We start from the raw sequence: 13,029 nt of genomic DNA on the forward strand, positions 1-13,029 counted from the left end.
GGGGAGAGCGGGAGAAGGGGAGAGCCGGAGAAGGGGAGATGGGGAGAGCGGGAGAAGATTTTTGATCGATCGTCGAAATATACAATTTAAATGCACAACAGCTTATTACAATACTTCGGACAGTTTTTTAATGCCTCTGTGGGACTTAAGCTCTGCAACCTGCTTTATCAAAAAAATCTTGATTTCTCAACTATCAAACTAGGTCGAAATCCGCTTGAATATCCGGGCGCGTGCGTCCGGGATTGTTGCATATTCCTTGTCCTAGAAAATTTAAAATCATTATGATAATTTATTTTTATAAAGTAGAGGAGCCTTACGGCTGCTTTTCCAATTTTTCACCGCATGAGATTTTCCTAGGCGGTCAAAATTGGTTAACCGTGGAACATTACTATCAAGCCCACAAATTTGTTGGTAGCGTCGATAGAAGATTAGTGGCGGCGATTCGAGGCGTAGCAACTCCTCAAGAAGCAGCCCAATTAGGTCGCGATCCCAATCACCGGATTCGCGACGATTGGGAAGCGGTGAAAATTCCGATTATGCGCGAAGCAATTTTAACTAAGTTTCTCGCTCATCGAGACATTCAAGCTATTCTTCTGGGTACGGGAGAGCGAGTGATTGTGGAGGATTCGCCAACCGATTACTACTGGGGCTGCGGCTGCGATGGAACAGGCCAAAATCATTTGGGTAAAATTTTGATGAGCGTGCGACACGAAATTGGTCAACGTCTGGGAGGCTGAGAGAAACTCAAATTCCTTTTTTTTTGATTGTTATATGAAGTTAGACAAACAAATGTCAAGTTACCTTGATGATTAATAATTATAATAGTGAGATTTTAAGATTGCGAGAAATTTATGAGAATATTATAATAATAATTATCATTCGGTTAAGCTTCTTGGTCTGTTGAAGGCAAAGACTTGCGCCGGGGCGATCGCACATTTTCCGTCCCCCCAGCGCTCCAGCGTCCTCTCTAAGCCGCGCGCGCGCCCCCGATTTATTCTACAGATCGGTTAAATTAAAAAAATCAGGCAGGTGCAGTGCTCGTCAGAGCCATCTGACAGCATATCAAAACTTCTTATTTTTATCGTAATTCTGATGATTGCCAAAGGAGATTTATGCAACTGACAGAAAACACACAAGAAGAATTAAATCATAAACTAGACAGAGAAATTTTGGTGCGGCGGATCACAGAACGCATCCGCCAATCTCTAGAATTAGAAGAAATTTTAACCACTGCGGTAGCAGAAATGCGGTCTTTTTTGAAAACAGATCGCATCATGATTTATAGGTTTAGTGCCGACTGCAGCGGAGAAGTTGTTGCCGAATCAATTAATAACAACCGTCTCCCTTCCTTGAAGGGTTTGCACTTTCCAGCAGACGACATTCCCCCCCACGCCAGGGAGATGTATGTCAGGATGCGCCAGCGGACAATTATAGATGTTAACTCCGGGAGGATCGTCCTGAGTCCCCTCGATGCCGCCGATACTGGTCAACCTTTGCTAAACGAAGAAACGCACTACCGAGCGCTCGACCCTTGCCACACAGCTTACCTGATGGGAATGGGAGTGCAATCTTCCTTTGTAGTGCCGATTTTACACCGCCGGATCGTGTCGAAAAACAGCCAAACAGAAGATATGTGCGAAGCCCCCGCGTGCGTGACTAGATGCGAGCCGGGAAGCGATCGCCAAACTCACATCGAACTGTGGGGACTCTTAGTTGCTCACCACTCGGTTCCCCGCAATATTTTACCCACAGATTTAGAAGTAGTTCAGCTCGTAGCAGATCAACTGTCAAATGCGATCGGCCACTCGATCCTGCTCCACAAAATCCGCTCTCAAGCAGCCCGCGAAGCCACCGTGAGCCGCATCGCAGCCATGTTGTACGGTCACGCCAATATTCAACTGCAACAGGCTTTAGAGGCCACTGTAGCAGCCTTTGGTGGCAGCGGTGGCAGAATTTATCTCAACGCCCCGAATGTCAAAAACAGCGAAAAGTTATCGGTTAAGGGCGATCGAGCATTTGCCATTGCTGCCCAAAGCGAGCCTACCTTTGAACTGTTCGCAACCGGCGAGCAACCCACACTTTCCAACGGAGAAACACCAGGGGCGATCGAAGCTCATCCGCTCTGGCAGCAATGGCTGAGCAAAGGATTCAAAAACACCGAAAAAATTGCCAAATTCTCAACTTTTACTAATTCTCAATTCCCAGCTTGGATAATTACAGACCTCTACAAAGAATCTCAATTTCGAGTTTTATTCCCAGCTTTCCAAGCTACTAAAATTCGGGGTTTGCTCGTAATTCCCCTCCACCACGAACAACAAGTAGTAGGCTGTTTGACCATTTTTCGCAATGAAATTGATACCGAAAAAATGTGGGCGGGGCGCTTTGACAGCAGCGCTGCACAAACCCTCCCCAGACAATCCTTTGAAGTCTGGCGAGAAATCAAAAAAGGTCAGTCGCCGGAGTGGAAACGAGAAGATATCGAGCAAGCTTTAGCGATCGGCAGCCAATTTTGTGCGGCAATTGGGCAGTACCTACTTTATAAAGAAGTGCAGGCCCTGAATGCCAACTTGGAGCGCCAAGTTCAAGAACGCACTGCCCAATTGCAAAAATCCTTGGACTTTGCTCGAGTATTGACCAGAGTTAGAGACCAAATTCGCAGCACCTTAGATTTAAAAACTATCCTGCAAACTATTGTGCGGGAAGTGAGAGTTTTGCTCGATACGGATCGCACCGTAATCTATCAATTTACCGCCGCCAAACAGGGCGAGGTAGTTGTCGAAGCTGTGCGCGGCGAGTGGGAGTCAATTTTAGGTCTCAAATCTCCACAAGAATGCTTCCCCGAAGGCTCAGATTGCTTTTACCGAGCTGGACGAGTGCGAGCAATTAACGATATTGAGACTGAGGATTTAACGCCCTGTCACCGCGAATTTTTGGAAAAATTGCAGGTGAGGGGAAGTTTAATTGTGCCGATGATGGGCACAGATACCGAATGTTGGGGGTTGCTGATAGCCCACGAGTGTTCAGCGCCGAGGGTTTGGCAAACAGCAGAACAAGAGTTGCTGCAACATTTGGCCTCTCAAGCTGCGATCGCCATTCACCAAGCAGAACTTTATCAAGAAAGTCTCAATGCCGCAACTGCCGATCGAGACAAAGCCGAACAGCTAGCTAAAACCCTCACAGAACTCAACAATACCCAAGCCCAACTGATTCAAACCGAAAAAATGTCCAGTCTCGGACAACTGGTGGCGGGAGTCGCCCACGAAATCAACAACCCCGTTAACTTTATCTACGGAAATCTTTCCCACGCCAGCGAATACAGCAAAGATTTGCTCTGCTTGGTAGAACTCTACCGCCAGCACTATCCCAATCCCCACCCAGAAATTAGCGAGTGTTCCGAAGCCATCGACGTTGAATTTCTGGCCGCAGATTTACCCAAAATTTTGACTTCCATGAAAGTCGGATCTGAGCGCATCCGCCAGTTAGTTGTATCTTTACGGAATTTTTCTAGACTCGATCAAGCTCAAAAGAAACCTGTTGATATTCACGAAGGCATCGACAGTACCATGTTGATTTTACAACACAGATGCAAATCGCAGTCCGATCGCCCCAGCGTAGAAATTATCAAAGAATACGGCAATTTGCCCTTAGTAGAATGCTATGCCAGCTCGCTAAATCAGGTATTTATGAATTTGATCGGCAATGCCATTGACGCGCTAGAAATGGGACAAAAAGAGCAAATTATCAATGTTCCCGGACTCTCTGCCAGCGCAGCAGCAACATATTTTAGCTCCCAAAAACAGGAGATAGAACCTGCAGATATAAATGGTAGCAGCGAGTCTTTGATTCCTGATTTTTCCTACCCTTCCATTCGGATTCGTACCGAATTAATCGATGAAACAACAGTAGGAATTTGCATTGCAGACAACGGTCACGGCATTCCCAAAGAGTTAATTTCTCACATATTTAATCCCTTTTTTACAACTAAACCCGTCGGTCGGGGGACGGGTTTAGGACTTTCTATCAGTTATCAAATTGTAGTTGAGAAACACCAAGGAACACTCAAGTGTATTTCTGTGCCAGGTCGCGGTACAGAGTTCTGGATCGAGATTCCGGTGAATTAGCAAGCTCTGCTTAAGGCAAGAGTATCTTCACCAGAACCGAACCGAGGGAGCCGAGAAGACTCATCAAGTTGCCGTTACCTCCAGTGCGCGGCTCGGTTGGTTTTTGGCGCGCCACAATGGCTTCGGCTAACTGCTTTGACAATTCCTGACCTTGGGGATTTCCTTGATCGGTAAAGAGTTGCTTAGCTCGATCGGCATCTTGAGTCGCCCCCGCGAAATCTCCCAAATCAGCCCGAGACATACTGCGCGCGAAATAAACGGCGGCTAGATCCGATTTCATATTCAGGGATTGATTGTAATAATCAATGGCGTTTCTGTAGTTTCCCGCTTGAGCTTCCATTACTCCCAAGCGATAGAAATCTTCCGCGCTGCCGATATTAGTTGGCATTCCCCTAACTCCCAGCAATTGGGCGTTAGTTAAATTGGTGTCAGTTAAATTGGCATTGCTGAGATAGGCGCTTCTCAAGTCAGCTCCGCTGAGGTTGGCTCCGCTGAGGTTTGCTCCGGTGAGGTTGACACCAAACAAACTTGTGCCGCTGAGATTGGCTCCGCTGAGGTCGGCTCCGGTGAGGTTGGCTCGGCTGAGGTTGGCCAATCTCAAGTCAGCTCCTTTGAGATTCGCTCCTGTTAAGTTGGCTAAAACCAGACCGGCACTGCTCAGGTCGCAGTTGGGGCACTGTTTCGTGGCTAGTAATTGTTGCGTGTGTTGGATGTTCTCGGCCATTGCAGGAGCTAGAGGCGCGATCGTGCTTAACAGCGTTGCAGCAGCAAGGATTCTAAGTTTCATATTAACCATCCAAAATCCCAAATATTAAATCTAAAATAGCTTTTATCAAAGCAAGTGAAAGCCAAGATAACAGATATTGTTAAATATTACCTGATTCTAGACATTATAGATAGGGCTTACCCACGGGCGATCGGAAACCGGGTTTTTTAGGAAAATATGCGCGTTGTAGTCTACAGATAAGGTAAAAACCCGGTTTCTTTGACCTGAATGCGTCCAAGCCGATACATTAAAATTCACGTCCTCACCAGAGTCTCAAATAAACATTTCGCCACCAATAAATAAGGGTAACAAAAAGCTTGTTACCCTTGAGAAGCGGTTCTCACCAACCATAAAATTTAAAACATAAATTAGTCGTGGATCGTGCCGTCGGGCATCGTCGTACCCTTCAGATATACTCCGTTCAGGTTAACTTTTGTAAGGTTTGCTCCTAGGAGATTTGCCCCGCTTAAATCAGAGGCACTTAAAATCGCTTCTGTCAAGTCTGCCCTAATTAAGCTCGCTCCCATTAAGTCGGCTCCGCTGAGGTCTACTTTGCTCAGGTTTGCGCCAATTAAATCAGCTTCTGTCAGCACCGCCCTCCGCAAGTTTACTCCGTAAAGATTTACTCCGTGCAAGTCTGTACGGCAGAGTATTGCCCGAGATATGTTGGCTCCAATTAAAGTTGCTTGGATTAGCGAAGCACCGCTCAAGTCTGCTTTGCTCAAATTTGCTCCCATCAACTCTGCTCTGTACAGGTTAGCTTCCAGTAAAAGTGCTTCTGTGAAGTCCGCTCCAGCTAAGTCGGCTCTACTCAAATTGATTTTCGACAAATTGGCTTTGCCAAAGTTGACTCTGCTGAGTTTGCCTTTGCTGAGATTGGAGCCAATCAAGTCTGCTTCATACAGATTGGCTCCAATCAATTCTGCTTCGTAGAGGTATACTTCGTGCAGGTAGACCCCACTAAAATTTCTTTCTCCTATTGCGTATAGCTTGAGCAGTTCGTCAACTTTCATTTTGCCTTCTCTACACCTTTTAAATGCAGAATACTGTCAGTTGGTTGGTTATACCGGATGTTCTGCCATTTGAGATTTTAGATGCTGACCGATTCACGCCCAGGCCCAGAACTCTGAGACTGTTTGGGGAGTAGAAGCGCAAAACAGGATTCTCTTTGCCCCTGAATTGACAAAAATTAAGATTAATTTTTTTAACAACCTCGATCGCACTTTTTGAGTAAATCAAAGGATTTTAACTCGAAAGGGCGATCGAGGCCATAAGTTCTTGCGTATAGTTGAGTTTACTGAGGAGTGGTGTGACCGCGATCGCTAATTGATGTTAGTAGTATCACATAGAAACAACCGTTTCGATCGCGACAAAGCCCAAAAAATAGCCGATAATGGTACCGTGCGGCTGGGAAATTGACAATCCCACCGCCTGCGTGTTTTACTCAACAGGCGATCGATCGAGTAGTTTCACAGAGACAGGCCTGTGGCACGAAGGTCGGTTCTAGCGTCACTCGACGCAACCTGTTCAGATTGATGAAAGTGCTGGTGTCGCAGGATTTCTGGCACAGCGAGAGCCAGAAATGCACTTATGGGTACAGGGAAATGTATGTGTAAAATTTCGATCGCTGGCGTACAGATTTAACCTGTTTGCTAGCACGTAATGATTAAAAATTGCCAATATCGGCACAAAAAATACCGAAACACACCATGAAAACGATGATAAATGTTGAGTAAAAATAGCAGAAATGATATCACATAGAATTTAACTATTGCAGCGAATGTAGCAGTCAAACGGTTAACCAAGATCGGTATTAGCAATGACGCTGGTGCGATCGTCGAAGACAAAACTTACCCAAAAAACAGGTAATTTCTCAAAAAATCTGGTTGCAGCCCCGGGCTAAACCAAGAACCGGCTTACTATCGTCTGAGTAAGCCGATGAATGAAAAAAAATGATGGAGAGCGCTTGTGTATTGCTTGATTAGCAAACAACAGGCGATCGATTGGGATGGGGCCGATTTTTATCCCTTGTCAAACAAACCTATTGTATAACGCAAATCGTGAGGTAATTGGTATGGCTGGAGTATGTAAACTTAGCATCACAGAGACAATTGAAGAATTGAAAAGCTTGTTAAACGAACAAAAAACGGCAAGCGGCTTTCAAAAAATTCAAGCACTTTACCTGTTTAAAATTTGTCAAATTAAGACAGTTAAAGAATTAGCAATGACAATCGGCGTCAACCGAATTACTGTGCAGCGGTGGCTGAGAAAATACCGCTCTGACGGACTTGAAGGACTCCTAGAAACAAAGCACAGCGGCGGCCGCAAGCCTGCGATTCCTCCTCTAGCCCGCGCTAGTTTGGCAATGCGCCTCAGCGACCCCCAGAAAGGCTTTAAAAGCTATGGAGAAATTCAAGAGTGGTTGCAGCAGGAATACAGCATTGAAGCTTCCTATAAAGCCGTTTACGCAACAGTCAGATATCAGCTAAAAGCCAAGCTGACGAAAGTCTAGACTGTTGGTACTCGCGCAGCAAGTCAGTCACCGTCCAAAAGTTTGCAGGTTTTGAAATTTTTGAGGATTTGCATCTTCAATACAAACTCAACTAAGTGTTTTTGAACTAAGAATGGCGCGCGCGGGTCAGAAACCGGGTTTCTTCCTAGATACTGCGCTAGCAAACCAAGATGTTTCGCAAAAACCGGGTTTCTTTGGCATCAGTTTTGTGAAGCAAACTCGCTTTCAGAGTTTGTGAAAGATGCTTAAAAAATGTGCCATAATTTATAGCTTGCAAGTTTTGTCTAATTTGCAGGTTTTGTTATATGGAGGTAAAAATCTGCCGCAATTAAGGCAGAAACCGATCCAAAGCCGCTTTCAATTCTTCTATTTCTGTATCAATATTGCCTTCTTTAGCGGCTCGGGCGATGCACTCGGTTAAATGTTCGTCAAGAATGATTCTCGCTACGCGATCGAGGGCTCCTCTAACTGCTGCAACTTGCACGAGAACTTCGGGACAGGGACGGTTTTCTTGCACCATTGTTTTGATGCCGCGGACGTGTCCTTCAATCCGAGATAAGCGATTTACCAGCCGCCGCATCGATTCTTCATCGTGATGGTGAGGGTGGGCCGATTCATTGTGATGGTGGTGGGAATTTGAGGGCAAGGATTTGTCAGTCGAAGTATCAGATACAATCATTGGGGTTATGCTATTTTAGATTTTAGATTTTAGATTGGGAAGTGAGTTATTCGGTAAGGGTTGGCTCCCGTGTCTAGTGTTGCATTATTTTGTGAAACTGATGTTAGTCAAGAAAATTTTCAAGTTAGAATTGAGAATATGTTGAATTAGTCAAAGCTGCTGACTCATGTATTGTAACTGTCAAAATATATTTAGGATCTAGAGAGCCGCAAATAATTAAGCGGGCGCGATCGCACACCTTCGCACACCTTGACCAGAATAACTCAGAGTAACAAAGATTGACGCTATGCGACTATTTAAGTTTTTTGACCGCGCACCCCGCACCGGCGATCGCCACTTCGCCCTAATTTTAGGAATGACGATCGCCTTGAGCGTTCTAGCCATCAATCCTGCACTGGCTTTAGCAATTGACAAAAATCCGCCAAACTCGCGGCAAATGGCAAGAACAGCCCTGCAGCAAGCAGATTTGAGTTTCCCAGCGACTCTGCCAAATCCGCAAATGCTAGCGCTGCAGAGCCCGGAAATCCCGGCGGCGACAAATACCAACAGTTTTGTGACGGCGGCAGTCGAGCGAGTCGGGCCGGCAGTTGTTCGCATTGATACCGAGCGCACTGTCAGTCGCAACCTCGACCCGTTAATGGAAGACCCCTTCTTCCGCAGATTTTTGGGAGAAGATTTGCGAAGCATGACACCGAGACAAGAACGCTTGCGCGGTCAAGGTTCTGGCTTCATCATCGACAAAAGCGGGATTGTTTTAACCAATGCTCACGTAGTTGACAAAGCCGATCGAGTGACTGTCACCCTCAACGACGGGCGGACATTTCCAGGACAAGTCCAAGGTACTGACGAAGTAACGGATTTGGCTGTGGTCAAAATTAATACTAAGGAAGTTAACTTGCCCGTGGCAACCTTGGGAGATTCCGATGCGGTGAAAGTGGGAGATTGGGCGATCGCCGTGGGCAACCCCCTAGGATTTGACAACACCGTCACCTTGGGCATTATCAGCACCCTCAAACGCTCCAGTGCAGCCGTCGGCATCCCCGACAAGCGGCTCGATTTCATTCAAACGGATGCGGCCATCAATCCCGGCAATTCCGGCGGCCCACTGTTAAACAGCAGGGGAGAAGTGATTGGCATCAACACGGCGATTCGAGCTGACGCAATGGGTATTGGGTTTGCAATTCCGATCGACAAAGCCAAGGCCATCTACGCGCAGTTAGCCAAGGGAGAACAAGTCAGCCACCCGTTTTTGGGGATTCAGATGATTGCTTTGACTCCTGAAATGGCCAGAGAGAATAATGCTGACCCCAATGCTCCTGCGATCGTGCCGGAAGTTACAGGGGTATTGGTGATGCGAGTGGTGCCCAATACGCCTGCTGAGAAAGCCGGGATTCGGAAGGGAGATGCGATCGTTCAAATTGACGGCGAGAAAGTGACACAGCCGGCACAGTTGCAAAATTTGGTGGAAAACAGCCAAATAGGTCAAATTCTGAAGCTGAAGGTGCGCCGCGGTGCCCAGACGAAAGATATTGCGGTTCAAACTGCTCAATTGAGGGATTTTTAAGAAAGAAGGGGAAGGGGGGAAACTGTTAGAAACCCTTTCCTTCTTCCTTCTTCCGACTTCCCTCGGACTGACATCCGTTACATCCGTTACATCCGTTACATCCGTTACAGAATCCGTTGCCGAACTTCCTTCCTCTATATGACACGAATTCAGCTTGCATATCCCAAAATTCCCGATAGTAAAAATTGCCCTAACGAACAATGTATAGCTTTTGAGAAGTACGATGGTACTAATTTGCATTGGGTTTGGGAATTTGAACTCGGTTGGTATGCTTTTGGTATGCGCCGCAGTAGATTTGATTTGGATGAAATGGGAATTGCAGAATTTAATGCTGCACATCCAGGTTTAGAAACAGCACCTGAAATATTTAAGAGAGATTTTGCTAGTCCGTTAGAGTCTATATTTCGAGAGAACGAACAGTATCACTGCCCTGAAATTACTGTGTTTACAGAGTTTTTTGGTGCTAACTCGTTTGCGGGAATGCACCAAAAGGACGATCGCAAACAATTAGTGCTTTTTGATGTGGAAACCGAGGGCGGTATGGTTATTCCCGATCGGTTTATTCAGGATTTTGGTAAATTAAATATTGCGCGAGTGATTTATCGTGGCAAATTAACTGGCAAGTTTGTGGATGATATTCGCAAGGGGAAATACGGTGTGGATGAAGGTGTTGTGTGCAAGGGAGGCAGCAACTCTCATAATCTGTGGATGGTGAAGATTAAGACTGATGCGTATATGCAGAGATTACGGGAAGCTTTTCAGGATGATTGGGAAAATTACTGGGAGTAATATCAAACTGATAGATCAACTGTCACAAGCCAAAGTGGGAGAGATCGGCAACCCCCTTGGATGTGACAATACCGTTGCGTAAGTCATCAGGAATTAAAGTATATTGGTCATAATCAATAGACAGCTAATAAAAAAATCAGGGAAAATTTAGTTATGACATCTGTGGAGCTTGAAAAAAAAGCCATGACTGAAGAAGAGGTGGCAAAGTTATGGGAAGCCTTCAAAGTATTTGACGCAGACGGGAGCGGTTCTATCTCATCAGAAGAACTGGGTCAAGTGATGCGATCGCTCGGCCAGAGTCCTAACGAAACCGAGCTGCGCGACATGATCAAAGAAGTGGACGTAGACTTGTCTGGCAGTATCGATTTTGATGAATTCAAAATGCTGATGGTGTCCCAGCAGGGCGATCGCCAGAGTCGTCTCAAAATGGCATTTAGTGTATTTGATGAGGATGGCAGCGGTCAAATCACTAAAAACGAGATGCAGGGTGTGATGAGCCAGTTTGGGCTCACAGAGCAAGAGCTGGATGAGATCATCAAAGAGGTAGACAATGATGGCGATGCCTCAATTGACTTTGAGGAATTCTGCAAACTGGTACCGGATGAGTCAGAGATCGCAACCGGATATCAAGACTCGCCGGTTCCGATTGTCAGTACACAGACAACCGAGATTTCAGATAGTACAGCCGCTGCGATCGCAAGTACAGCAACGGCTGTCAGCGAAGCAGCTTCTGCCACTATTGAACCTAATCTAGAAGAAGCACCCACCGATAGCAATCCAGAAATAGCGCGGCTAAAAGAACTACTCGCCCAACACCCACAAACTGAGAAGAAGCGCGGTACGTCCCGCTTGCAAATGCAGATTGGTTTGTTTCGTCTGATCCAGGGAGCGGCCTACCGCAGCTTCCGTGAGAGTTTTTCCGCCAACCACCAGACTCACCTGCGCGTGAGAAATTTGCCGTACAGAATCGCTGATTTTGTGCAATTTGTCAAAACTGCGATCGCCCTTTATAAAGGATTAGGTATCGTAGAGTCTGCGTGCAACCCTGTACTGGATGCAGTCGTGAAATCGATCGAAGATGAATATGCCAGACTACAGGCTCGCATCAAGAACTGGAAGACGATCGAAAAAACTCCAGAAATGTTGGCAGAACAAAAAGCCATGTTGGAGGCGCGGGGTAAATCTGCCACCGCCAAGGAGAAGTTTGCCGCGGGAGTCGAGTTTGCAATCACCATCAAGAAGAAGAGTCTCAACTTGCGCGACATCGCCGAGGGCGTGCTTGCCATCAACGAACTCAACCGACTGCGAAAAATGGAGCTGAGTGAGGAAATGGCACCGCCACCAGCCCAATCTGAGGGAAATCCCAAAGATTACCTGAAGAAGTGGAACCGCGTCATCCTCTCGGATGCCTCAGAGAAAATCGATGGTGCGATGATGCCCGTGGCATATTGGTATGAAGACTTTATGCCGAAGTTGCTGGCTGCCTTTAGCGTCATTACCGCAGCAGACATCCCATTGAACACGGTGCCTGACGAAACGGCTTTAAACCAGTGGTACGAAGCCACTAAAACGTCAGGGGAATTTGGGCGCTATGGGGCGGATGTTATAGAAAGCTTTCCCAAATGTGCTCCAAAACAGAAGCTGATGCTTCAACAGGCATGGCGCTTGACGCACAACTACCTAAATGGGGTACAGAAACGGCGCGAACGCATGGAGTTTGGGCGCGAGTCTGGCGAACTTTCGCAATATGTGTCGTTTATCGATGTGTATATCGATCGCAGTGAAATAAAGAATTCACAAATGCGCGTCAGCTTCCCTTACTATATTGGCCCTGCGGTGTGGCGTTTCTTCCACACTACGGCTGAAATCGTCTCTACGAAGACCCCCAAACAGCAAAAAACTCTGGTGGCCATCTTCAAGGACTTTTTCAAGCTGTTTGCCACTATGTATCCCTGCCCCTACTGCCGCCACCACCTCAACGCCTACGTCGTGCAGAATAAGGAGGTGGAAATGTACCCTGTGGAGTACCTCGTGCTTGGGCGCGACCCGCTTCTGAATAACTTTGAGGTATCAATGGAGGCGAAGTTGTCCACCGTAGTAGATGGCGATTCCCTGCGCTTATTCTTCTGGAAGCTGCACAATACTGTCTCCTCATCAATTGCGCGATCGGAGGAGTGGTATCACAAGGATGAGAAAGCATTCTACACCACCCGTTATTGGCCCAGCATTGACTCTGAGCTAGCACGAGCCAAGGCCCTCAAACACATTAGCATTGCCACCGATCGGATGTACCGCCTCTACGGTATGCTCAAGCCCGCGGCACGACTGACAGGGGTGAGAGCAACATTGCAAAAGCTGTTGGATAAGAGGGATGAGGAAGGCATCAAGGAGGCCTGCTTAGTTGCCCAAGATTATATCAAGGAGTTGGAGGAGGCGATCGTCACCGGACAATTCCTACAAGAGACATATTACTTTGACCCCGATCTTGTCGATCGAGCTCCTGTCTTCAGTCCTGAAGAAGAGGAGTTTGCTCGAAGCGGTGTGTTCGTAGAGGTTGCTTAGATATTAGTCCGTAAAAAGTTAAGCTTAAAAGCTTAA

10 protein-coding genes are annotated in these 13,029 nt (G+C 46.6%); 6 read left to right on the forward strand and 4 right to left on the reverse strand.

From position 1 onward, the window contains the following. The first annotated feature begins 281 nt into the window (after positions 1-281). Entirely contained in the window at positions 282-737 is a 456-nt protein-coding gene (locus tag AACV78_RS03825) for a riboflavin biosynthesis intermediates N-glycosidase (protein WP_194010558.1), read from the forward strand. 375 nt (positions 738-1,112) lie between these two features. Next, positions 1,113-4,121, forward strand: a complete 3,009-nt coding sequence (locus AACV78_RS03830) for a GAF domain-containing protein (RefSeq protein ID WP_194010559.1) — start codon at positions 1,113-1,115, stop codon at positions 4,119-4,121. Between the two features lie 10 nt (positions 4,122-4,131). Here the strand turns inward: AACV78_RS03830 and AACV78_RS03835 are convergent, their stop codons facing one another. Both AACV78_RS03835 and AACV78_RS03840 read right to left on the reverse strand, forming a co-directional pair. Next, positions 4,132-4,908: a pentapeptide repeat-containing protein gene (locus AACV78_RS03835; protein WP_194010560.1), complete on the reverse strand. Its 777-nt coding sequence runs from the start codon at positions 4,906-4,908 to the stop codon at positions 4,132-4,134. 347 nt (positions 4,909-5,255) lie between these two features. Continuing rightward, positions 5,256-5,900: a pentapeptide repeat-containing protein gene (locus AACV78_RS03840; protein WP_194010561.1), complete on the reverse strand. Its 645-nt coding sequence runs from the start codon at positions 5,898-5,900 to the stop codon at positions 5,256-5,258. A 1,061-nt stretch (positions 5,901-6,961) separates the two neighbouring features. Between AACV78_RS03840 and AACV78_RS03845 the strand changes: the two genes are divergently transcribed. After that, the gene (locus AACV78_RS03845; protein ID WP_194010562.1) at positions 6,962-7,399 is read left to right on the forward strand and encodes a helix-turn-helix domain-containing protein; all 438 of its coding nucleotides are present in this window, start codon (positions 6,962-6,964) and stop codon (positions 7,397-7,399) included. 328 nt (positions 7,400-7,727) lie between these two features. On the opposite strand, the gene AACV78_RS03850 is transcribed toward AACV78_RS03845, so the two are convergent. Then, positions 7,728-8,078 carry a metal-sensing transcriptional repressor gene (locus AACV78_RS03850; protein ID WP_194010563.1) on the reverse strand — a complete coding sequence of 117 codons (351 nt, stop codon included), beginning with the start codon at positions 8,076-8,078 and terminating at the stop codon, positions 7,728-7,730. Positions 8,079-8,364: 286 nt separating this feature from the next. Between AACV78_RS03850 and AACV78_RS03855 the strand changes: the two genes are divergently transcribed. Further along, positions 8,365-9,642, forward strand: coding sequence for an HhoA/HhoB/HtrA family serine endopeptidase (locus AACV78_RS03855; protein ID WP_194010564.1), 1,278 nt, complete (start codon positions 8,365-8,367; stop codon positions 9,640-9,642). 25 nt (positions 9,643-9,667) lie between these two features. Here the strand turns inward: AACV78_RS03855 and AACV78_RS03860 are convergent, their stop codons facing one another. Then, entirely contained in the window at positions 9,668-9,802 is a 135-nt protein-coding gene (locus AACV78_RS03860) for a hypothetical protein (RefSeq protein ID WP_255512964.1), read from the reverse strand. On the opposite strand from AACV78_RS03860, the gene AACV78_RS03865 reads away from it, so the two are divergent. Further along, positions 9,781-10,431 (forward strand): RNA ligase family protein, encoded by a 651-nt coding sequence (locus AACV78_RS03865; protein ID WP_194010565.1) that lies wholly within the window; start codon positions 9,781-9,783, stop codon positions 10,429-10,431. The two genes, AACV78_RS03860 and AACV78_RS03865, sit on opposite strands and share 22 nt — an antisense overlap. Before the next feature lie 183 nt (positions 10,432-10,614). Next, entirely contained in the window at positions 10,615-12,993 is a 2,379-nt protein-coding gene (locus tag AACV78_RS03870) for an EF-hand domain-containing protein (RefSeq protein ID WP_228042063.1), read from the forward strand. The last annotated feature ends 36 nt before the right edge of the window (positions 12,994-13,029 follow it).

It is taken from the genome of Tychonema sp. LEGE 07196 (genome assembly GCF_963890365.1).
In the GTDB taxonomy this organism is placed as follows: Bacteria; Cyanobacteriota; Cyanobacteriia; order Cyanobacteriales; family Microcoleaceae; genus Microcoleus.

Coding starts and splice junctions, on each gene's coding strand:
- AACV78_RS03825 (WP_194010558.1), top strand. CDS start 282: ATGATAATTTATTTTTATAAAGTAGAGGAGCCTTACGGCTGCTTTTCC.
- AACV78_RS03830 (WP_194010559.1), top strand. CDS start 1,113: ATGCAACTGACAGAAAACACACAAGAAGAATTAAATCATAAACTAGAC.
- AACV78_RS03835 (WP_194010560.1), bottom strand. CDS start 4,908: ATGAAACTTAGAATCCTTGCTGCTGCAACGCTGTTAAGCACGATCGCG.
- AACV78_RS03840 (WP_194010561.1), bottom strand. CDS start 5,900: ATGAAAGTTGACGAACTGCTCAAGCTATACGCAATAGGAGAAAGAAAT.
- AACV78_RS03845 (WP_194010562.1), top strand. CDS start 6,962: ATGGCTGGAGTATGTAAACTTAGCATCACAGAGACAATTGAAGAATTG.
- AACV78_RS03850 (WP_194010563.1), bottom strand. CDS start 8,078: ATGATTGTATCTGATACTTCGACTGACAAATCCTTGCCCTCAAATTCC.
- AACV78_RS03855 (WP_194010564.1), top strand. CDS start 8,365: ATGCGACTATTTAAGTTTTTTGACCGCGCACCCCGCACCGGCGATCGC.
- AACV78_RS03865 (WP_194010565.1), top strand. CDS start 9,781: ATGACACGAATTCAGCTTGCATATCCCAAAATTCCCGATAGTAAAAAT.
- AACV78_RS03860 (WP_255512964.1), bottom strand. CDS start 9,802: ATGCAAGCTGAATTCGTGTCATATAGAGGAAGGAAGTTCGGCAACGGA.
- AACV78_RS03870 (WP_228042063.1), top strand. CDS start 10,615: ATGACTGAAGAAGAGGTGGCAAAGTTATGGGAAGCCTTCAAAGTATTT.